Source organism: Streptomyces sp. NPDC019890 (assembly GCF_044903445.1).
In the GTDB taxonomy this organism is placed as follows: domain Bacteria; phylum Actinomycetota; class Actinomycetes; order Streptomycetales; family Streptomycetaceae; genus Streptomyces.
Window position 1 is genome coordinate 58,158 of record NZ_JBJDQK010000012.1, and the last position, 19,988, is coordinate 78,145.

The 19,988-nt window shown below is 69.2% G+C and carries 19 protein-coding genes; 15 read left to right on the plus strand and 4 right to left on the minus strand.

Annotation, left to right across the window (positions count from 1 at the left end; all coding sequences use genetic code 11):
• The first annotated feature begins 53 nt into the window (after nt 1-53).
• On the plus strand, nt 54-1,244 hold the full coding sequence (locus tag ACI2LP_RS28025) for an acyl-CoA dehydrogenase family protein (RefSeq protein ID WP_404727301.1): 1,191 nt from the start codon (nt 54-56) through the stop codon (nt 1,242-1,244).
• A gap of 54 nt (nt 1,245-1,298) precedes the next feature.
• Here the strand turns inward: ACI2LP_RS28025 and ACI2LP_RS28030 are convergent, their stop codons facing one another.
• Complete coding sequence (locus ACI2LP_RS28030) at nt 1,299-1,733, minus strand: cell division protein SepF (protein WP_360881481.1); 435 nt, start codon at nt 1,731-1,733, stop codon at nt 1,299-1,301.
• A gap of 291 nt (nt 1,734-2,024) precedes the next feature.
• Between ACI2LP_RS28030 and ACI2LP_RS28035 the strand changes: the two genes are divergently transcribed.
• The gene (locus ACI2LP_RS28035; RefSeq protein ID WP_404727302.1) at nt 2,025-3,269 is read left to right on the plus strand and encodes a DUF5685 family protein; all 1,245 of its coding nucleotides are present in this window, start codon (nt 2,025-2,027) and stop codon (nt 3,267-3,269) included.
• A 68-nt stretch (nt 3,270-3,337) separates the two neighbouring features.
• On the opposite strand, the gene ACI2LP_RS28040 is transcribed toward ACI2LP_RS28035, so the two are convergent.
• Both ACI2LP_RS28040 and ACI2LP_RS28045 read right to left on the minus strand, forming a co-directional pair.
• Nucleotides 3,338-4,279, minus strand: a complete 942-nt coding sequence (locus tag ACI2LP_RS28040; RefSeq protein ID WP_404727303.1) for an ABC transporter substrate-binding protein — start codon at nt 4,277-4,279, stop codon at nt 3,338-3,340.
• The gene (locus ACI2LP_RS28045; RefSeq protein ID WP_404727304.1) at nt 4,276-4,773 is read right to left on the minus strand and encodes a GNAT family N-acetyltransferase; all 498 of its coding nucleotides are present in this window, start codon (nt 4,771-4,773) and stop codon (nt 4,276-4,278) included. The genes ACI2LP_RS28040 and ACI2LP_RS28045 overlap by 4 nt, the downstream gene beginning before the upstream one ends.
• Before the next feature lie 396 nt (nt 4,774-5,169).
• Between ACI2LP_RS28045 and ACI2LP_RS28050 the strand changes: the two genes are divergently transcribed.
• From ACI2LP_RS28050 to ACI2LP_RS28095, 10 genes are all read left to right on the plus strand, one after another.
• Nucleotides 5,170-6,051: an amino acid ABC transporter permease gene (locus ACI2LP_RS28050; RefSeq protein WP_404727305.1), complete on the plus strand. Its 882-nt coding sequence runs from the start codon at nt 5,170-5,172 to the stop codon at nt 6,049-6,051.
• A complete protein-coding gene (locus ACI2LP_RS28055; protein ID WP_404727306.1) occupies nt 6,048-7,817 on the plus strand; it encodes an FAD/NAD(P)-binding protein in 1,770 nt (589 codons plus the stop codon). The genes ACI2LP_RS28050 and ACI2LP_RS28055 overlap by 4 nt, the downstream gene beginning before the upstream one ends.
• A gap of 80 nt (nt 7,818-7,897) precedes the next feature.
• On the plus strand, nt 7,898-8,791 hold the full coding sequence (locus ACI2LP_RS28060) for an amino acid ABC transporter permease (RefSeq protein ID WP_404727307.1): 894 nt from the start codon (nt 7,898-7,900) through the stop codon (nt 8,789-8,791).
• Nucleotides 8,792-8,796: 5 nt separating this feature from the next.
• Nucleotides 8,797-9,549: an amino acid ABC transporter ATP-binding protein gene (locus tag ACI2LP_RS28065; protein ID WP_404727412.1), complete on the plus strand. Its 753-nt coding sequence runs from the start codon at nt 8,797-8,799 to the stop codon at nt 9,547-9,549.
• Between the two features lie 28 nt (nt 9,550-9,577).
• The gene (locus ACI2LP_RS28070; protein ID WP_404727308.1) at nt 9,578-10,555 is read left to right on the plus strand and encodes an ABC transporter substrate-binding protein; all 978 of its coding nucleotides are present in this window, start codon (nt 9,578-9,580) and stop codon (nt 10,553-10,555) included.
• A 33-nt stretch (nt 10,556-10,588) separates the two neighbouring features.
• A complete protein-coding gene (locus ACI2LP_RS28075; protein ID WP_404727309.1) occupies nt 10,589-11,656 on the plus strand; it encodes an LLM class flavin-dependent oxidoreductase in 1,068 nt (355 codons plus the stop codon).
• A 14-nt stretch (nt 11,657-11,670) separates the two neighbouring features.
• Nucleotides 11,671-12,993 (plus strand): NtaA/DmoA family FMN-dependent monooxygenase, encoded by a 1,323-nt coding sequence (locus ACI2LP_RS28080; protein ID WP_404727413.1) that lies wholly within the window; start codon nt 11,671-11,673, stop codon nt 12,991-12,993.
• Nucleotides 12,994-12,996: 3 nt separating this feature from the next.
• On the plus strand, nt 12,997-13,833 hold the full coding sequence (locus tag ACI2LP_RS28085; protein WP_404727310.1) for a DUF1684 domain-containing protein: 837 nt from the start codon (nt 12,997-12,999) through the stop codon (nt 13,831-13,833).
• Between the two features lie 250 nt (nt 13,834-14,083).
• Nucleotides 14,084-14,983 carry a S1 family peptidase gene (locus ACI2LP_RS28090; RefSeq protein WP_404727311.1) on the plus strand — a complete coding sequence of 300 codons (900 nt, stop codon included), beginning with the start codon at nt 14,084-14,086 and terminating at the stop codon, nt 14,981-14,983.
• A gap of 128 nt (nt 14,984-15,111) precedes the next feature.
• Nucleotides 15,112-15,591 carry a hypothetical protein gene (locus ACI2LP_RS28095; protein ID WP_404727312.1) on the plus strand — a complete coding sequence of 160 codons (480 nt, stop codon included), beginning with the start codon at nt 15,112-15,114 and terminating at the stop codon, nt 15,589-15,591.
• 22 nt (nt 15,592-15,613) lie between these two features.
• On the opposite strand, the gene ACI2LP_RS28100 is transcribed toward ACI2LP_RS28095, so the two are convergent.
• Entirely contained in the window at nt 15,614-16,516 is a 903-nt protein-coding gene (locus ACI2LP_RS28100; RefSeq protein ID WP_404727414.1) for a DUF4231 domain-containing protein, read from the minus strand.
• Between the two features lie 232 nt (nt 16,517-16,748).
• On the opposite strand from ACI2LP_RS28100, the gene fxsA reads away from it, so the two are divergent.
• The 3 genes from fxsA to ACI2LP_RS28115 are packed head-to-tail and all read left to right on the plus strand — an operon-like array spanning nt 16,749 to nt 19,899.
• Nucleotides 16,749-16,913, plus strand: a complete 165-nt coding sequence (fxsA, locus tag ACI2LP_RS28105; protein ID WP_404727313.1) for an FxSxx-COOH cyclophane-containing RiPP peptide — start codon at nt 16,749-16,751, stop codon at nt 16,911-16,913.
• Nucleotides 16,914-16,922: 9 nt separating this feature from the next.
• Complete coding sequence (gene fxsBH / locus ACI2LP_RS28110) at nt 16,923-19,130, plus strand: radical SAM/SPASM protein FxsBH, inactivated beta-hydroxylase extension form (RefSeq protein ID WP_404727314.1); 2,208 nt, start codon at nt 16,923-16,925, stop codon at nt 19,128-19,130.
• Nucleotides 19,123-19,899 (plus strand): aminoglycoside N(3)-acetyltransferase, encoded by a 777-nt coding sequence (locus ACI2LP_RS28115; protein ID WP_404727315.1) that lies wholly within the window; start codon nt 19,123-19,125, stop codon nt 19,897-19,899. Before fxsBH ends, ACI2LP_RS28115 begins: the two co-directional genes overlap by 8 nt.
• Nucleotides 19,900-19,988 lie beyond the last annotated feature (89 nt).

Below are 19,988 nucleotides of genomic sequence, written 5' to 3' on the forward strand. Positions count from 1 at the left end.
AACACTGCTAGTTTTCCGAGTTCCGCCGTGTGAACGCCGCCGGAGGCCACGTCATGTCCGCACCCTCGAAGCCCGCACCCTTCGACCCGAGCGATCCCCTCGGCATCGACGATCTGCTCGACCCCGAGGACCTGGCGATCCGCGACACCGTCCGCGACTGGGCCGCCGACCGCGTGCTGCCGTACATCGCCGACTGGTACGAGCGCGGCGAGCTGCCCGGCATCCGCGAACTGGCCCGGGAGCTCGGTGCGCTCGGCGCGCTCGGCATGTCGCTGAAGGGCTACGGCTGCGCGGGCGCCACCGCCGTCCAGTACGGACTCGCCTGCCTGGAGCTGGAAGCCGCCGACTCCGGCATCCGCTCGCTCGTCTCCGTACAGGGCTCGCTCGCCATGTACGCGATCCACCGCTTCGGCTCCGAGGAGCAGAAGCAGCGGTGGCTGCCCGGCATGGCGGCGGGCGAGATCATCGGCTGCTTCGGCCTCACCGAGCCCGACCACGGCTCGGACCCGGCCGGTATGCGCACCTTCGCCAAGCGCGACGGCTCGGACTGGGTGTTGACCGGCCGCAAGATGTGGATCACCAACGGCTCGGTGGCCGGGGTCGCCGTCGTATGGGCGCAGACCGACGAGGGCATCCGCGGCTTCGTCGTACCGACCGACGCCCCGGGCTTCTCCGCCCCCGAGATCAAGCACAAGTGGTCGCTGCGCGCCAGCGTCACCAGCGAGCTGGTCATGGACGACGTGCGGCTGCCGGCCGACGCCGTACTGCCGGACGTCACCGGTCTGAAGGGCCCGCTGAGCTGTCTCACGCACGCCCGCTACGGAATCGTCTGGGGCTCGATGGGGGCCGCGCGTGCCAGCTTCGAGTCGGCGCTCGAGTACGCGACGACCCGCGAGCAGTTCGGCAGGCCGATCGGCGGCTTCCAGCTCACCCAGGCCAAACTCGCGGACATGGCGGTGGAACTGCACAAGGGCATCCTGCTCGCGCACCATCTGGGCCGCCGCATGGACGCGGGCAGGCTCCGCCCGGAGCAGGTCAGCTTCGGAAAGCTCAACAATGTGCGGGAGGCGATCGAGATCTGTCGCACCTCGCGCACCATCCTGGGTGCGAACGGAATTTCGCTGGAGTACCCCGTGATGCGGCATGCGACGAATCTCGAGTCGGTGCTCACCTACGAGGGCACCGTCGAGATGCATCAGCTCGTGCTGGGCAAGGCGCTCACCGGCCTCGACGCCTTCCGGTGACCCGGCAGCCCGTGTCCCGCGTCGGACGGGCTCGTCGGCCGGCGAGCGCCCTGCTCAGCTCTGGTTGAAGAATCCGTCCTGCCCGCGGCCCGCTGCTTCCCCGCTGACGACCTGGGTGTCGGCGGGGCTCAGCAGGAAGACCCGGGTGGCGACGCGCTCGATCGAGCCGCGCAGCCCGAAGGTCAGTCCCGCGGCGAAGTCCACCACGCGCTTGGCGTCGGAGGGCTCCATGGACGTGAGGTTGACGATGACCGGGACGCCGTCCCGGAACAGCTCACCGATGGCACGGGCGTCCCGGAAGCTGTCCGGTGACACCGTGGCGATCCGGCGGCCCGCTTCCTCGGCGGACTCGGAGGCCACGCGCACCCGCGGGTCGGTGACCCACGCGTCAGCGGCCTCAGCACCCTCGGCGTACTCGTCGTCGTAGTAACGCTCGTCGCCGTCCTCGACGAGTCCCAGCCAGGCGCTTGCCTTGCGCACAGATCCCATGGACGCCTCCTTTCACTGCAGTCCGCTCTCTGCGGTCTTCTGCCCGTTCCGCATCCCCCTATGGTCGTCCATAATGCGGATCGCGCGCCAAGTGGATAGTCGCCGCACAGGGGATTCGTGACGGTACTGGTGCAGAAGATGTGTCGATTCGTCAAGGTTCTTCCCGCAGGCGGAGCATGATCAGCCCAAAATATGAAAGTCCGGCCAGACGGGTGACGTCGGAGACGTACAGGTGAACGGTTCGCTCGATACGATGCGTGCCGCACTGTTGAACGACTCTCGGGGGACGTTGTGTTCGGAATCGTCAGGCCATGCACTCACCGCCTCGGCGACGGGCTGAAGACCGAGTGGATGGCCCATCTCTGCGGGCTCTGCCTGGCACTTCGCGCCGACCACGGCCAGTTCGCAAGGGTCGTGACCAACTACGACGGTCTGATCGTCTCGGTTCTGACGGAGGCTCAGGCCGAGCGCACCCCGGCCTCCCGGCGCACCGCAGGCCCCTGTCCACTGCGTGCCATGCGTACCGCTCCCGTCGCCAGAGGCGAGGGAGCGCGGCTCGCGGCCGCCGTCTCGTTGGTGCTGGCGTCCGCGAAGGTACGGGACCACGTCGCCGACCGGGACGGCGTGTTGGCCCGCAGGCCGGTGGCGGCCGCCGCCCGCAAGGTCGCCGCCGGCTGGGACCGGGCCGGGGCGCGCACCGGCTCCGCGCTCGGCTTCGACACCGCGGTGCTGCTCGACGCGGTCGACCGGCAGAGCGGCATCGAAGCGCTGGCCGGCCCGGGCACCTCGCTGCTGACGGTCACCGAACCGACCGAGACGGCCACTGCGGCCGCCTTCGCCCACACCGCCGTACTGGCAGGGCGGCCCGAGAACGCAGCCCCGCTCGCCGAGGCCGGAAAGCTCTTCGGGCGACTTGCTCATCTGCTGGATGCCGTGGAGGACAGAGAAGCTGACGCAGCGTCGGGCGCCTGGAACCCGCTCACCGCGACCGGCACCTCGCTCGCCGAGGCACGCCGACTGGCCGACGACGCGGTGCACGGGGTGCGCCTCGCGCTGCGCGACGCCCGTTTCGTGGACGACGGTCTTGTGCATGTGCTGCTCGCGCATGAGCTGCGGAACTCGGTGAACCGGGCGTTCGGCACGACGACGTGTTCGCACGCGGGGTACGGAGCGCAGCAGCCGCCCCAGCACGGAAGTCCGTACCAGGGCGGCGGCCACGGGCCGTACAACACGAACAACCCCTACGGCGGCGGGGGCCCTTACGGCGGGGGCAACCCGGGGGCGCCGGGCGGGCCCGGCGGCCCCGGTGGGCTGCCTCCCCAGTTCGGCGGCGAACCGCCGAAGCCGAAGAAGCGCGGCTTCCTGGCCGGCTGCGCCGTCTTCACCGGCCTCTTCTGCACCTGCCAGATCTGCTGCGCCAAGGAGTACGAAGGTCCCTGGTCCCGCAAGAAGCGGGAGGGCTGCTGCCGGGACTGCGACTGCCCCAGCTGCGAGTGCTCCGCCTGTGACTGCTGCTGCCCCTGCGACGGATGCTGACCCGGCGTCAGCTCACGTGATCCCGGGATCCGGCGTCAGCTCACGTGATCCCGGGACCCGGTAGCGGCTCACTTGATCTCGGGCGGCGAGATCTCGGACTTCTCGATCGCCGACTCGGTGGTGCCCCACTTCTTCAGGATCCGGTCGTACGTCCCGTCCGTCTTGAGCCTGTTCACCGCGGCCTGGAAGGCGGGCGCCAGCGGGGTGCCCTTCTCGAAGGCGAAGCCGACGTCGAGCCGCTTGAACTCATTGAGGAACTTCGTGTCCCCCTGCTGGGTGACGGCGTAGCGCAGCCCGTTGATCGTGCTCATCACCACATCGCTGCGGCCCTGCTGGAGGGAGATCCAGATCGCGCCCGTCTCGGCGTAGGTCTGGATCTTGTACGGCTTCCTGCCCGCCTTGGAGCAGCTGTCCTTGTTCTTCTCCAGCGACGCCTCGAACGTGGTGCCGGCCCCGGTCGCCACATTGAGGCCGCACAGATCGGTGAAGTCGGAGATCTTCGTCAGTTTGCTGCTCTTGAGCGCGGCGAAGCCCTGGCCGTCATTGATGTACGTGACGAAGTCGATGGTCTTTCGGCGCTCGTCGGTCACACCGAAGTTCCCGGTGCCCAGGTCGTACTTGCCGCTGCCCAGCGCCGGCAGGATCGCCTCGAAGCTCGCCACCTCGCGCTTGAGCCGCAGCCCGAGGACTCTGGCGACCGCCTCGGCGAAGTCGATGTCCTGGCCGACGACGGTCTTGCCGTCCTCCAGATAGGTGGCGCCCGGCGGGGTGCTCACGGCGCTGGCGATGGTGAGCGTGCCCCGGCTGCGTACATCGGCAGGCAGCAGCTTTGCGGCCGCCTCGTCCTTCGTGACCGACGACACGACATCGGTCGTGGGGATCTTCCCCGGCTTGGCGCCCGGCTCGGCCCCGACGCCGGCGGTCGCCGGGTCGCCGGAGCCGCAGCCGGTGAGCGTGAGCGCGGCGGCTGTGATCAGCGCAAAGGCGACGGCGTGGCGTGTCCGGCTCATGATGTGTGGGTCTCCAGATGTTTCTCGAACGGCAGGTGGCCGAGCGACTCCGGATCTGCGGACAGATCGAAGAGCGGGCGGTATCCGGCCGCCAGATAGAGGCCCTTGGCCTCGGGCTGACGGGGTCCGGTGGTCAGATGGATCCGGGAGTAGCCACGGTCGGCTGCCTCCCGTTCGAGCACCTGCAGCACGTGCCGGGCAAGGCCCCTGCGGCGGTGCCCGGAGTGCGTCCAGATCCTCTTCAGCTCGGCGGTGCTCGCGTCATAGCGGCGGTACGCGCCTCCGGCCACGGGCCGGCCCTGCTCCAGGAGCAGCACAAACGCGCCGTCGGGCGGAGCGAACTCCTCGGACGGGTAGCGCTCCAGATCGGAGGCGGAGCCGTACCGGCTGGTGTACTCGTGGGCCAGCTCATCGAGAAGCGGGCGGGCCAGGGGGTCGTCGACCGTGGTCCGGTGCACGGACAGCGCGGAACCACGGCTCGGGGTGAACGTCATGCGTGCCCTTCTTCGAGCAGGCAGAAGGAAACAGGGGTGTGGCGAGGGGAGGGGTGCGCGACGCGCGGTGCTGTGTGAGTGAAGGCGCGGAAAGACGACGCGGAGATGCGTCGGAAAAGCAGCGGGGTCAGCTCAACAGGAAGAGGACCACACGCGACCGAAGTCGATGTGGGAGCGCGTGACCAGCCACTGCTGCGAATGCATGGCCTAAGTGGAACAGGCATCCGTTTCTGCGTCAAATGCGCTGAGACATACGGCTCACAGTGTGGACAGGCTTGACAGCAGGCCGCGCTGCCCCTCAGCCTCAAGTACGGATCGTGCTGAGGGGCTCGGTCCACCTGTGTTTTCTGGTGAAGGCATTCCCGTGTTCGATCTCTGCATCCACGGAGCCTTCGTATGGCTGTGCCCACAGACACCCTCCCCGGGACCCCTGAATCTCCAGCGTCCCCAGCGGGCGAGCCCGCCGAGACCGACGCCGTACAGCCGCGCATCGTGCCCGTACGCCGAACCGGCCAGTGGGCGGCGGCAGTTGCCGTCCTCCTGCTGCTCGCGGGCGCCCTCAACTCCGTCATACGCAATGACGCGTTCCAATGGGACGTCGTCGGCGACTACTTCACCTCGGCCGCCGTACTGCGCGGCCTCGGACTCACCCTCTGGCTGACCGGCGTTGTCATGGTGCTGGGCTTCGCGCTCGGCACTCTTCTCGCCGTGATGCGGCTCTCCGCCAACCCCGTTCTGCGCAACGTCAGCTGGGGATACACCTGGCTGCTGCGCTCGACGCCGATCCTGGTGCAGCTGCTGTTCTGGTTCAACATCGGAGCGCTCTACCCGCAGATCCTCGGCATCAAGACGGTCGATCTGCTCGGACCGGTCACCATCGCGATCATCGGGCTCACGCTGCACGAGGCCGCGTACGCCGCCGAAGTGGTGCGCGGCGGCATCCTCTCCGTCGAGCGGGGACAGATCGAGGCCGCCGAGTCGCTCGGCCTCGGGCGGTGGCGCCGACTGCGCCGGATCGTGCTGCCGCAGGCCATGCGCTCCATCGTGCCGCCCGCCGGGAACATGCTCATCGGCACCCTCAAGGGCACCTCGATCGTCAGCGTGATCGCCGTACATGACCTGCTCTACTCGGTGCAGCTCGTCTACCACCGCACCTACCAGGTCGTGCCGCTGCTGCTCGTCGCCACCGTCTGGTACACCGTGGTGACCTCGGTGCTCAGCGTCGGGCAGCACTACGTCGAGAAGTACTACGCACGCGGCACAGCAGGTGCGCGATGACGTCCGTCGTCGTGATCGGAGCCGGTCCGCGGGGGACCGGCTTCCTGGAGCGACTGGCCGCCAACGCCCCTGAGCTGTATGCCGATCTGCCCCTGGACATCCATCTGGTGGACCCGCATCCGCCGGGCGGCGGCCGGATCTGGCGGCACGAGCAGTCCCCGCTCCTGTGGATGAACTCCATGGCCGAGGACGTCACCATGTTCACCGACGACACGGTCACGCTGGACGGGCCCGTACTGCCGGGCCCCACGCTCGCGGAGTGGGCAGGTCTCGACGGCCAGTCCTTTCCCAGCAGGCAGCAGCAGAGCGCGTATCTGCGCTGGGTGTACGAGGAGGCGGTGGCGGCCCTGCCGCCGACCGTCACCGTGCACGAGCACCGGGCGCGGGCCCTGCGCGTCCGCGGTCCGCGCGACGGCCGCCAGCGGGTCTGGCTCGAAGGGCGTACGGAGCCGCTCATCGCCGATCTGGTCGTGCTCACCCTGGGCCATCTCGACGCCGAACTCGACGACGAGCAGGTGGAGTTGGCGGACTTCGCGCGACGCAACAAGCTGCTCCATCTGCCGCCGGACTTCACCGCGGACAGCGATCTCTCCGTCCTCCCGGCCGGCGAACCGGTCATCGTCCGCGGCTTCGGGCTCGCCTTCATCGATCTGATGGTGCTGCTCACCGAGGGACGCGGCGGACGGCATGAGAACGGCGAGTATGTGCCTTCCGGCCGGGAGCCGGTGCTGTACGTCGGATCGCGGCGCGGCGTCCCGTACCACTCCAAGATCGGCTACAGCTGGCGGGGCGAACGGCCCCCGCTGCCCCGCTTCTTCGGGCCGGCGGAAGTCGACATGTTGCTCAGGAGGTCCGATCGCCCGGACTTCCGGCGTGACATCTGGCCCCTCATCGACAAAGAGCTCGGCTACGCCCACTACCACCGGCTCTTCGCCGCCCATCCCGAGCGCACCTCGGTCAACTGGTGCGACTTCGAGGAGAAGTACGCAGCCGCCGAGCCCGGCAGCCCCGAACTGCTCACGCTTGTCGCCGCCTCCGTCCCCGACCCCGCCGACCGTCTCGACCTCGATGCGCTCGACCACCCCCTGGACGGGATGCGGTTCTCCTCGTACGACGTACTCCAGGACGGGCTGCGCGGCTATATCGCGGCCGACCTCGAACGCCACCACGACCCCGGCCACAGCGAAGACCTCGCCGTCTTCCTCGGACTGCTCTCCGTCTACGGGCAGTTGATCCGGCTCGGCGACGTCGGCGGCTGGTGGCACGGCTTCTTCAGCTATCTCGCCTCGGGCCCGCCAGGACCCCGGCTGCGCCAACTCCTCGCGCTCTCCCGCGCGGGCGTCGTCCGCTTCCTCGGCGCGGGCGTCACCGTCGAGGCCGACGAGCGGCGCGGGATCTTCCGGGCGGGCAGCGCGAGCGTGCCGGGGGAGTGGATCGAGGCGCGGGCCCTGGTCGAGGCCCGGCTGCCGGAGCCCTCGCTGGAGCGCACCCGCAGCCCGCTGCTGCGCGCGCTGTACGCGGACGGTGCCGCCGCGACCCCGGGCGGACTGCTCTCGGTGGACCCCGGGGACGGCCGGGTGCTGGACCGCGAGGGCCGCCCGCATCTACGCCGTTTCGCGCTCGGCCCGCACACCACCGCCCGCGCGAGCGGGGCCTTCACCCGGCCGCGCACGGGCGGCCCCGCCTTCCGGCAGAACGACGCCACCGCGCGCAGCGCGCTCGCCCTGCTTCGCGATCTCGCCTGTCGCGAGCGCCTGAGCGTCTGAGCGCCTGAGGTCTGAGCATCTGAACGACTGAGCGCCCTGAGACCCACCCCCTGTCTCGTACGTACGAACGTGAGGACCCCATGTCGCTGACCAGCGATCCACCTGTCGACAAAGCTCCACCACTCACCGTCGCGGAACCCGAGGACTACGGCGCCCTCAAGGTGGTGCCCGTACGCCACCCCTGGCGCTGGGCCGCCGTCGCCGCCACCGCGATCCTGCTGGTGCAGTTCCTGCACGGGCTGGCCACCAACCCCGGCTGGGAGTGGGAGGTCTTCGCGCAGTTCTTCACGGCCGAAGTGATCCTCAAGGCCGTCTGGATCACCATCCAGCTCACCTTCTACGGCACGGTGATCGGCTTCGCCCTCGGCATCGTCCTCGCCTTCATGCGGCTGTCGGCGAGCCCCTTCCTCAAGTGGGTCGCCTTCACCTACATCTGGGCGTTCCGCTCCATCCCGCTCATCGTGCAGCTGCTGTTCTGGTTCAACCTCGCCTACCTCTACAAGGAGCTGCAGTTCGGCATCCCCTTCGGGCCCGGCTTCTTCTCCTTCGACACGATGGGCCTGGTCGGCGCGATGAGCGCGGCCGTCCTCGGACTCGCCCTGCACCAGGCGGCGTACGCGGCGGAGATCGTCCGCGGCGGCGTACTGGCCGTGGACAGCGGTCAGCTGGAGGCGGCTGCCGCGCTCGGCATCCCCCGGCTGCGCCAGCTGCGCCGCATCGTGCTGCCCCAGGCGATGCGCTCGATCCTCCCCAACGCCGCCAACGAGATCGTCTCCCTCTTCAAGGGCACCTCGATCGTCTCCGTCATGGCGATCGGCGAGCTCTTCTACCAGGTCCAGGTCATCTACGGCCGCAACGGCCGGGTCGTCCCGCTGCTGATGGTCGCCACCGCCTGGTACATCCTCCTGACCACCGTGCTCTCCGTTCTCCAGCACTACGTGGAACGCCACTTCGCAAAGGGGGCCACGCGATGAGCGCGATGGTCGACGTACGGTCCGTGCACAAGAGCTTCGGCGCGCTGGAGGTGCTGCGCGGAGTCGATCTCGAAGTGCGCACGGGGGAGGTCGCCGTCGTACTCGGGCCCTCGGGCTCGGGCAAGTCCACCCTGCTGCGCACCATCAACCATCTGGAGAAGGTCGACAGCGGCTGGATCAGCGTGGACGGCTCACTCGTCGGCTACCGCCGCTCCGGCGACAAGCTGTACGAACTGCGCGAGCGCGAAGTGCTCAAGCAGCGCACCCAGATCGGCTTCGTCTTCCAGAACTTCAACCTCTTCCCGCACCTCACCGTGATCGACAACATCATCGAGGCGCCGGTCTCCGCACTGAAGCGGCCCCGCAGGACGGCCATCGCGACCGCCGAGAAGCTGCTCGCCAGGGTGGGACTCGAAGACAAGGCGTCCGCCTACCCCAAGCAGCTTTCCGGCGGGCAGCAGCAGCGCGTCGCCATCGCTCGCGCGCTGGCCCTGGAGCCGAAACTGCTGCTCTTCGACGAGCCGACGTCCGCACTCGACCCCGAGCTGGTCGGCGAAGTCCTCGATGTCATCAAGGACTTGGCGCACCAAGGCACCACGATGATCGTGGTCACCCATGAGATCGGCTTCGCCCGTGAGGTCGCCGACACCGTGATCTTCATGGACGGCGGCCGGATCGTCGAGCAGGGCGCCCCCGCCGACGTACTCGACAACCCCCGGCACGAGCGTACCCGCGCCTTCCTTTCCAAGGTCCTGTGAACCACCCATGTCTGCAAGGAGTTTCCACGTGAACACCCGCCGCACCTTCGCCACCGCCGTCGCCGTGATCGCCGCCTCCAGCCTGCTCGCCGCCTGCGGAGGTACCGGCGACGCCACGACCGACGCGGTGAAGCCCAAGGGAGCGCAGGGCGAGGGCATCAATATCTCGCCCGACCAGCACCGCATCCGCGGCAAGAAGGTCGACGCCATCGCGGCCAAGGTGCCCGAGGCGATCCGTAAGCGCGGCACGATCCGCATCGGTGCCAGCGCCGACGCCTCGCCACCGCTCGGCTTCTACGCGACCGACGACAAGACGCGCATCGGCGCCGAGATCGACATCGCCACTCTGATCGTCGACACCCTGGGCCTGAAGCCGCAGTTCGAGGAGGTCTCCTGGGAGAACCTCTTCGTCGGCCTGGACAGCTCCAAGTTCGACGGCGTCCTGTCCAATGTCACGGTCACCGAGGAGCGCAAGGAGAAGTACGACTTCGCCACCTACCGGCTCGACAACCTGGCCTTCGAGGCGAAGAAGGGCACCGACTGGCGGGTGAAGGAGCCGAAGGACGTGGCGGGGAAGACCATCTCCGTCTCCTCCGGGACCAACCAGGAGAAGATCCTCGTCGACTGGAGCGAGCAGAACGTCAAGGCAGGCCTCAAGCCCGTCGACATCAAGTACTTCCAGAAGGACACCGACTACTACCTCGCTCTCCAGTCGGGCCGGATCGACGCCTACCTCGGGCCGAACCCGACGGCCGCGTACCACGTGGCATCGGCCGGACAGACCCAGATCATCGGCACCCTGTCGGGAGGCGGCTCCCAGGTCCAGGGCAAGATCGCCGCAACCACCAAGAAGGGAAGCGGGCTGGTCGAGGCGTATGCCGCGGCGATCGACCAGATCATCAAGGACGGGTCGTACGCCAAGGTGCTGAAGCGCTGGGGGCTCTCGAGCGAGGCGGTCGCGAAGTCGGAGATCAACCCGCTGGGCCTGCCCAAGATCAAGAACTGACCGGCGCAGGGCTCCAGAGAGGCATTCATCGTCATGTCCGCCACCCCCCGCCCGCTCCATCTGGCCGTCGCCCTCGACGGCCCGGCCCGGTACGACGCCGAGTACTACGTCGGTCTCTCCCGTCTTGCCGAGCGGGGCGCCCTCGACTTCGTCACCCTCGGCGACTCGTTCGCCCGGCCGGGGCTCGACGCCCTCGCGGTGCTGTCGAGAGTCGCGCCCACCACCGAACGGATCGGTCTCGTACCGACCGTGACCACCACGCACACCGAGCCCTTCCATGTGTCCGCGGCCGTGGCCACCCTCGACTGGGTGAGCCGCGGCCGCGCGGGCTGGCAGGTCGATGTGTCGACCACCGGGGCCGAGGCCCGGCTCTTCGGCCGCCGCCCGGCCGCGCCCGGCGACGCTCTGTGGCAGGAGGCCGGCGAGGTCGCCGATGTCGCCGCCCGGCTGTGGGACAGCTGGGAGGACGACGCGGAGATCCGCGACAGAGCGACAGGTCGGTTCATCGACCGCAACAAGCTGCATCATGTCGACTTCCAGGGCAGCACGTTCAGTGTGCGCGGCCCCTCGATCGTGCCGAGGCCGCCGCAGGGCCGTCCGGTCATCGTCGCGGACGGCACGGGGGAGCCGGCCAGAGCGGCCGCGGCCCGGCACGCCGACGTCGTTCTCGTACGGGCGGGCGCACCCGAACAGGCCGCCGCGCTCCGCGACGACATACGCCGGCGGGCACAGGAAGGCGGCCGGGACCCGGCCACCCTGCGGGTGCTGGTCTCGCTCGTCGTCGACCTCGGCGAGAGCGAGTCCGCGCCGGAGCCCGGCCTGGACAGCGGCCCTCGGCTCGCCGGCGGCCCGCACTTCAGCGGCGGCCCGGTCGACCTCGCCGAACTGATCACCGAGTGGCACGCTCAGGCGGCGGTGGACGGCTTCCATCTGGCGCCCATCGCGCCCCACCGTGACCTGGAGCGGATCGTCAACGGCACCGTCGCGCTGCTCCAGCACCGCAGTCTGTTCCGCACCTTCTATCCGGGCGGCACGCTCCGCGAGCATCTGGGACTCGCCCGGCCCGCCAACCAGTACGCACAGGCACGGGGAACGGCATGACGACCCGCAAACAGATGCATCTCGCGGCCCACTTCCCGGGCGTCAACAACACCACCGTCTGGGCCGACCCGCGTTCGCGCAGCCAGATCGACTTCTCCTCCTTCGAGCATCTGGCCCGCACCGCCGAGCGCGGACTGTTCGACTTCTTCTTCCTCGCCGAGGGGCTGCGGCTGCGGGAACACAAGGGCGAGATCCATGACCTGGACGTGGTCGGCCGCCCCGAGTCGATCACGGTGCTGAACGCGCTCGCCGCCGTCACCGACCGGCTCGGCCTTGCCGCCACGGTCAACGCCACGTTCAACGAGCCGTACGAACTGGCGCGTCGGCTCGCCTCGTTGGACCATCTCAGCGGTGGCCGGGCCGCCTGGAACGTCGTCACGTCCTCGGACGCTTTCACCGGAGAGAACTTCCGGCGCGGCGGCTATCTCGACCGGGCCGACCGCTACACCCGCGCCGCCGAGTTCGTCTCCACCGCCCGCAGGCTCTGGGACTCCTGGGCTCCCGACGGCCGTCCCCGCCCCTTCGCCCACAGCGGCCGGCACTTCGCGATCGAGGGCGAGTTCACCGTTCCCCGCTCGCCGCAGGGCCATCCCGTCGTCATCCAGGCGGGCGACTCCGACGAGGGCCGTGACTTCGCCGCATCCGCAGCAGACATCGTCTTTGCCCGCTGGGGGTCCGGGGGTTATCCCCCGGGAAGGCACAGCACGCGGCACGGGACGCCGGAGGCGGGGCGTGCCTTCTATTCGGACGTCAAGGCCCGGCTCGCCGCCCACGGACGGGAGCTCGGCGACCTCAAGATCATGCCGGGGGTCACCTTCGTCATCGGCGACAGCGACGCCGAGGCGCAGGAGAAGGCCGCCGAGATCCGCCGTCAGCAGGTCTCGCCGCAGAACGCGATCCTCGCCCTCGAGCTGGTCTGGGGCCGCGACCTCTCCTCGTACGACCCGGAAGGACCGCTCCCGGACATCGATCCGGACCCGGACTCGACGCTGGTCCAGGGCCGGGTGCGGATCGGCGACCCCTTCGCGACCGCCGCCAAGTGGCGGGCGCTGTCGGAGGCCAAGGGCCTGTCGATACGGCAGACCGTCATCGAGACGACCAGGAGGCAGTCCTTCATCGGCACCGCGAGCAGCGTTGCCGCCGCCATGGACGAGTTCGTGTCGACCGATGCGGCCGACGGATTCATCCTCGTCCCCCAACTCACCCCCGGCGGCCTCGACGACTTCGTCGAGCAGGTCGTACCGCTCCTCCAGGAGCGCGGGGCCTTCCGTACGCAGTACACCGGCTCGACGCTGCGCTCGCACCTCGGGCTTCGCGAGCCGGTGTGGAAAGGCTGAAGAATGAGTACAGACACGCGCGCGGCCGCCGCAGCGGATGCCGCGCACGAGTGGAAGAGCTGGCACGAGCACCGCAACGAGGCGGTCTCGGCGCCGTACGGACCGCTTTCCCTCACCGGCACGCACTGGCTCTCGGACTACCCGGAAGGTCGAATTCCGGCCGTCCCCGGCCAGTGGCGCGAAGACGGTGACGAAGTGGTGCTCTCCGCCGCCCCCGAGGACGGTCTGAGCGTCGACGGGCACCGGCTGACCGGCGAGATCCGGCTCACTGCGGACCACGGCCCGACCCCGGACTCCCGGGTCGCGCACGGCGAGCGGCGCCTGGTGCTGCTGCGTCGCGAAGGGCTGTGGGCGGTACGGGACTTCGACCCGGACGCCCCCGCGCGCCAGGCGTTCAAGGGCATTGAGGCCACCGAGTACGACGCCCGCTGGGCGCTGCCGGGACGCTTCACCCCGTACCCGGAACACCGCAGCGTACGCGTGCAGAACGCGGACGGACGCGAGCGGGGTCTGGGGCTCGGCGGAGAGATCACCTTCGAGCTCGACGGCGAGGAGCGCACCCTCAAGGTGGCAGTCGAGCCGGACGGCTCGCTGTGGGCGGTCTTCGCCGATGCGACCAGCGGGAACGGCAGCTACCGCTTCCGCTTTCTGCGGCTCGCCGCACCCGCCTGGGGGTCTCCCGGGACGAAGTCTGGGGGAGGTGCGGTGACAGTCGACTTCAACCGTTCGCTGCTGCCGCCGTGCGCCTTCGCGGACCACTTCCTCTGCCCCTTCCCGCCGCCCGGCAACACGCTCGCGACCGGCGTCCCGGCGGGCGAACGGAACCTTCTGGGCCGCTGACCCGTCTCAGGGGCGGAGACAAGTGCGCAGCCCCGGTGGCCACTGAGCCACCGGGGCCGTTTGCCGTGGCGCGCCGCGGCCGAAAAGCGCCCTTGCGCGGGTAGTTGAGCCCACGAATACTCCCGAACAGCGCTTGTCAGGGGCACGGCATGTTCGGAAACCGGACAGGCTCCACGTGTGCTCCATGGCTGCGCCTCACGGGCCCCGAACCCCACAACGGGCCCCCGATTCCCCCATGGAGGAACGACAAGTGAGGATCAAGCGCACCACCCCACGCAGTGGCACGGCGAGACGTACGCGTCTGCTCGCCGTCACCACTGGCCTGATCGCCGCCGCAGCGTTCGCCGTCCCCGCGGCCAACGCGAACCAGGCTCAGACCTTCAGCGCCAACCAGCTGACCGCGGCGAGCGACGCCGTGCTCGAAGCGGATGTGGCAGGGACCGCCTGGAACATCGACCCCGCGACCAAGAGCCTGGTCGTCACGGCCGACAGCACTGTCTCCCAGGCCGAGATCGCCAAGATCAAGCGTGCGGCCGGGAGCAACGCCGGCGCGCTCCGTATCGAGCGCACCTCCGGTACGTTCTCCAAGCTCATCTCCGGCGGCGACGCGATCTACGCGACAAGCTGGCGCTGCTCGCTCGGCTTCAACGTTCGCAGCGGCAGCACGTACTACTTCCTCACCGCCGGCCACTGCACCGACGGCAACCCGCCCTGGTACACCAACTCCTCGCGCACCACGAGCATCGGCCCCACGGTCGGCTCCAGCTTCCCGGGCAACGACTACGGCATCGTGCGCTACTCCAACACCTCGCTCTCCCACCCGGGCACCGTCGGCAGCCAGGACATCACCAGCGCGGCCAACGCCACGGTCGGCATGTCCGTGACCCGCCGCGGCTCCACCACCGGCATCCACAGCGGCACCGTCACCGGCCTCAACGCCACGGTCAACTACGGCGGCGGCGACATCGTCTACGGCATGATCCGCACCAACGTCTGCGCCGAACCGGGCGACAGCGGCGGCCCGCTCTACTCCGGCAGCCGGGCCATCGGCCTGACCTCCGGCGGCAGCGGCAACTGCTCCTCCGGCGGCACGACGTTCTTCCAGCCGGTCACCGAGGCCCTCAGCGCCTATGGAGTCAGCGTCTACTGACGCACCACCACTGCAACCGGCAGCAGTCGAGCCCCCGTCCGTATGACAGGACGGGGGCTCGACGTCACGTCCCGATTTGAGAGGATGTCAGTGCGGTCGGGCACTGGAGGGACGGGGGTTGCAGGTCAGTGAAACGCATCGGAGTGACCGGCCACAGGGGAATTCCCTCCGAGGGCTACGCCCATATCCGCGCCGGAATGCACGCGGTGCTCCGCGGCCACGAAGGCTCGATGGAAGCCCTCTCCAGCCTCGCGGCGGGCGCCGACCAGCTCTTCGCGGACATCGCCCTGGCCTGCGGCGCCGAGCTGACCGTGGTCATTCCCAGCGGGGACTACGAGGACGGTTTCACCGTCCCCGACGAACTGGCCCACTTCCAGCACCTCAGGGGTCGGGCCACCCGGGAGGTCCAGCTGGCCTTTCCGTACGCCACCGACGAGGCCTACTACGCGGCCGGTGCCTATATCGCGGACAACTGCGACCGCCTCCTCGCGGTCTGGGACGGCCACCCGGCCCGCGGCCTGGGCGGCACGGGCGACATCGTCCGCTACGCCCGCCACCTGGGCAAGCCGGTCACGGTCATCTGGCGCGAGGGCCTGCAACGCCTCTAGAGCCTGTCCGGCCGGGCAGACCCTAACTCCGATGTCTGACAAGCCAGTCCGTGTGCTGGGGCGACACGATGCGCTCCGTCTCGTACACCGCCGAAGGCCACTGCGCATCCGTCACCGTCGTCTCCATCGCGGTATGCATCGCCGCCAGGTCCTCCTCCACCAACGAGTGGGCCGCGATCAGGGGTTGATGGCGGCGGATCTCGCTCCACGCCAGACATGCGGCAGCCGCCGCCGACAACAGGCCTGCCAGGTCCACCGATTCGGCGAGTGAGAACGTCCGCAGCAGGGCGAAGAACAGTGCCAGCGCGGTGAGCATGCCGATCGAGGCCGACCAGAGCAGCGTGGCGCGGCGGGAGATCTCCTTGCGGCGGTGGTACCAGTTGCGCTGTTCGATCAGCCGATCCCTCACATAGGTCTCTTTGCGGACGCTGAATGCCTTGGCGCGCAGCAGTCGCATCGGTGTCGTGATCAGCTCTCCGGCCGCCACCTCCCGCACGCTTGTGCGCGGGTCCTCCCAGCCGACCTTCGTCAGCTCACGCAGCCCTTCCTCCAGGCGTAAGGTGAACAATTCGTCCGCGTCGGTGGAGTTGGAGTCGAAGGGCGCTCCATGGACCGAGTACCGCCAGCACATCGACTTGATGAACTCCGCTGCGGAGCGATTGAGTTGCCAATGCGACTTTGCTCTGCGCCGCGAGGAGCGATAGCTGAACAGCAGCACTCCGGCGTACGCCAACGCGCTGAGTGCGCCGGGGAGTTGGAAGGTGTCACCGAGCTTCAGTGACGACGGAAGCGCCGCCAGGGCCGCGCCCGCGACCAAGAGCAGCAGCTGGTAGCGGGTGGCGCCGACGGCCTCACGCTGGCGCGAGATCGCTATTGCGTCCGTATGGTGGAAGAGAACCGGCATATCATTGTTACGGAAGACCATGCTTTGCAGTGGGCCGGGAAACCCGGTCATGCGCACCCCTGTCTGCAGTTTTGTCTTCACTCTTTAGGCGGAATGGCTTGTTCCGTACTCTCCTGCGAGAATGCGATGCAACGCTTTTGTTCCGTCTCCACGTGCTGAGTTGCTGCGGGTGGCCATGAGAGTAAAGTCGTGCCGCCAGCATCGCAACGGTGCGTGGTACCTGTGCTGGACACAACATCAAGGACGGCCTCCCATGACGTTTCAGACCTCAGCGTCCTTCGCCGCTGCGAAGAAGAACCGCGTTCCACTGGCGCAGATCGATGTGCGTGGCGACGACACTGCCAGGAAGCTGGCCCGAGTCCTCTCGACCCCCGCCGACCGCTCGCTGCGTGCCGCCACCTTCAACTCGGCGCTCTAGACTGGCCGAATGACTGGACCCCTGGTCCCATTCCGCGAGATCGTATTGAAGGTTCACAGCAGATGCGATCTTGCATGTGACCACTGTTATATCTATGAACACGCTGATCAGAGCTGGCGTACCCGCCCGAAGGCAATCTCTGACGAAGCGATTTCCTGGACAGCTCTGCGACTGGCCGAGCATGCCAAGAGTCATGCCCTGCCCTCCGTGTCAGTGATCCTGCACGGAGGGGAGCCACTTCTGGCCGGGCCTCAGCGTCTGCGGCGCGTCTGCGAGGAGCTCACCGGAGCCCTCGACGGAGTCGCCGAACTCGACCTTCGTATCCATACGAACGGCTTACAGCTCAGTCCCCGCTACCTCGACCTCTTCGGCGAGTACGACGTCAAGGTCGGCATCTCCCTCGACGGCGACAGACGCGCGAACGACCGCCATCGCCGCTTCGCGGACGGCCGCACCAGCCATCCACTGGTCCTCCAGGCCGTCGACCTCCTCCGGCAGGACCGCTACCGCCACCTCTACCTCGGGCTTCTGTGCACCATCGACGTGGCCAACGACCCCCTCGCCGTGTACGACGCCCTCACCGAGCTGGACCCCCCGCGCATCGACTTCCTCCTGCCGCACGCCACCTGGGACGATCCGCCGGCCCGCCCGGACGGCTCACCCACCGCCTATGCGGACTGGATCCTGAAGATCTTCGACCGCTGGGACCGCCAGGGCAGGACGGTGCCGGTGCGGCTCTTCGAGTCCGTGCTCTCCACCCTCGGCGGCGGCCCCAGCCTCACCGAATCCCTCGGCCTCGCCCCCACCGACCTCGTCGTCGTCGAGACCGACGGCACCCTGGAGCAGGTCGACTCGCTCAAGAGCGCCTACGAGGGCGCGGCAGCCACCGGGTTCGACGTCTTCACGCATGCCTTCGACGATGTGGCGGCCCACCCCGGGGTCAGAGCGCGCCAGCTGGGGCTCGCGGGCGTCAGCGAGACCTGCCGCCAGTGCCCGGTCGTACGCTCCTGCGGCGGCGGGCTCTACACCCACCGCTACAGCTCCCGGAGCGACTTCGACAACACCTCCGTCTACTGCACCGACCTCGAGGCGCTGATCCGGGGCATCGAGCAGCGCACGGCCACCACCACCGTGTCCCCGGCGGTCACCGATCCCGGCGAGCTCATGGCCCAGCACCAGGACGTGACCCGCATGCTGCTCGCCGACCTCCATCTGGAGCTCGACGGGCGGGGCGGCGAGGCATGGGAGGAGGCCTGGGAGTTGGCGTGCGCGCTGGAGGGGCAGGGCGATGCGCTCGACGTGGTGTACGGCCATCCGTACACGCACACCTGGCTGCAGGAGACGCTGGCCGCCCTGCGGGCAGCAAAGCCGGAGACGGCCGCGCTCGCGCTGCGGCTGCCGTCGTATCTCGCGGCCGCGGTCGTCCGAGGCGGTCTTGAGACGTCCGTCCGGGTGCCGTACCAGGACGGCAGGCTCTGCCTGCCCACGCTCGGCGAGCTGAGGCTGACCGGCGGTGCGGAGCACGGCGTGGCCGAGCTGAGCGTGGCCGAGAAGGGCTTCCTGGTGCGCGTGGGCGGCCGCGAGCCGCAGCATGTGCACACCGGCCGGGAGAGTGCCCTGTGGCGGCCCGTGCGCACGCTCGGCGGCGACGGGACGCCGAAGCTGCGGCTGGACGACCTCGACCCGTACCGGGACTGCTTCGGCGTGCCCGTGCGCAAGCGGCTCGGCGCCGGCGAGGCGGCTGCGTGGAGCGGACGGCTGGCCGAGGCCTGGGGGCTGTTGTGGCACACCGTTCCCGAGCAGGCGACCGAGGCCGCCGACTGTCTGACCACGCTGACACCCCTGATCGCGGGCGAGCCGGCACAGGGCCGCCACGGCTATGGAGCGCTCGGGATCGCGCTGCCCGATACGGCCCGCGGGCTGGCGCTCGACCTGCTGCGCGGCTTCCGGCGCGCCAAACTGCATGCGCTCGTCGAGGTCACGGATCTGTACGCACAGGACGGCTGGTGGCGCCACCCGGCCCCCTGGCAGGACGAGCCGGTCACCGCCTCCGAGCTGCTGGCCGGGGCGTACGAACGCGTGGGCCTCGCGGCCTTCGAACCGGCGGGGGCGGAGCAGGCCGGGCGCGCCCTGGAGACCCTTGAGAGCGCGGCGGAGCTGACCGTCGGCGGGCGGCGTCTGCTGGACGAGCTCCGGAAGGAGGCCGGCCGTGGCTGAGCCCGCGAGCGGCGGCGAGCTGGCGCGGTCACTGCGTGCGCTGGGGGTACGGGACGGCATGACGCTGCTCGTCCACGCCTCCCTGCGCGCCACCGGGCTGCCCGCCACGGCCGTGCGCGACACGCTGCTCGATGTGCTGGGCGAGGACGGCACGCTGGTGGTCCCCACCTTCACCCCGGCGAACTCCGACACCTCGCCCCCGTACCTCGCCGCGGTGCGCGGGATGACACCCGAGCAGGCGGCGGCCTTCCGGGCGGAAATGCCGGCCTTCGACGCGGCCACCACGCCCAGCCAGCGGATGGGCCGGTTGGCCGAGTCCGTGCGCACCGCCGACGGTGCCGTACGCAGCACCCATCCGCAGACTTCTTTCGCCGCCCTGGGGCGCCGCGCCGCGGAACTGCTCGCCGATCATCCGCTGGCTTCCCACCTCGGTGAGGACTCCCCGCTGGGAGCTCTGTACCGGGCCGGGGCGCAGGTTTTGATGATCAATGTGGATTTCTCGGTGTGTACGGCATTCCATCTCGCCGAATACCGGACCGGATCACCTCTGCGCACCTACCGTTGTGTAGTGCAGCGACCGGACGGGGGCAGGCAATGGACGCAGTACGAGGACGTCGAACTGAACGACAGCGATTTCGACGTGATCGGTGATGCCTTCGCCTGGGGTATGGAGCAGAAGGGACAACTGGGAGGAAGGCCCGCAAGGTTGTTCGCGATCAAGGAAGCAGTCGACCACGCGGTGAGCTGGATGACCGAAAAGCGGTGTTGATTGACTGAACAGCGGGGGGAAGGAGTGGGTCGGGCTCCGGAATGATTAATTCGCTCGCATCTCTCATCGATGCTGGGTGTGAGGGCGGG

Bases quoted from the DNA above. Each gene is read 5' to 3' on its own strand.
- ACI2LP_RS28030 (WP_360881481.1), bottom strand. From the start codon at position 1,733: ATGGGATCTGTGCGCAAGGCAAGCGCCTGGCTGGGACTCGTCGAGGAC.
- ACI2LP_RS28075 (WP_404727309.1), top strand. From the start codon at position 10,589: ATGTCCGCCACCCCCCGCCCGCTCCATCTGGCCGTCGCCCTCGACGGC.
- fxsBH (WP_404727314.1), top strand. From the start codon at position 16,923: ATGACTGGACCCCTGGTCCCATTCCGCGAGATCGTATTGAAGGTTCAC.
- ACI2LP_RS28065 (WP_404727412.1), top strand. From the start codon at position 8,797: ATGGTCGACGTACGGTCCGTGCACAAGAGCTTCGGCGCGCTGGAGGTG.
- ACI2LP_RS28050 (WP_404727305.1), top strand. From the start codon at position 5,170: ATGGCTGTGCCCACAGACACCCTCCCCGGGACCCCTGAATCTCCAGCG.
- ACI2LP_RS28055 (WP_404727306.1), top strand. From the start codon at position 6,048: ATGACGTCCGTCGTCGTGATCGGAGCCGGTCCGCGGGGGACCGGCTTC.
- ACI2LP_RS28080 (WP_404727413.1), top strand. From the start codon at position 11,671: ATGCATCTCGCGGCCCACTTCCCGGGCGTCAACAACACCACCGTCTGG.
- ACI2LP_RS28100 (WP_404727414.1), bottom strand. From the start codon at position 16,516: ATGGTCTTCCGTAACAATGATATGCCGGTTCTCTTCCACCATACGGAC.
- fxsA (WP_404727313.1), top strand. From the start codon at position 16,749: ATGACGTTTCAGACCTCAGCGTCCTTCGCCGCTGCGAAGAAGAACCGC.
- ACI2LP_RS28085 (WP_404727310.1), top strand. From the start codon at position 12,997: ATGAGTACAGACACGCGCGCGGCCGCCGCAGCGGATGCCGCGCACGAG.
- ACI2LP_RS28040 (WP_404727303.1), bottom strand. From the start codon at position 4,279: ATGAGCCGGACACGCCACGCCGTCGCCTTTGCGCTGATCACAGCCGCC.
- ACI2LP_RS28025 (WP_404727301.1), top strand. From the start codon at position 54: ATGTCCGCACCCTCGAAGCCCGCACCCTTCGACCCGAGCGATCCCCTC.
- ACI2LP_RS28045 (WP_404727304.1), bottom strand. From the start codon at position 4,773: ATGACGTTCACCCCGAGCCGTGGTTCCGCGCTGTCCGTGCACCGGACC.
- ACI2LP_RS28060 (WP_404727307.1), top strand. From the start codon at position 7,898: ATGTCGCTGACCAGCGATCCACCTGTCGACAAAGCTCCACCACTCACC.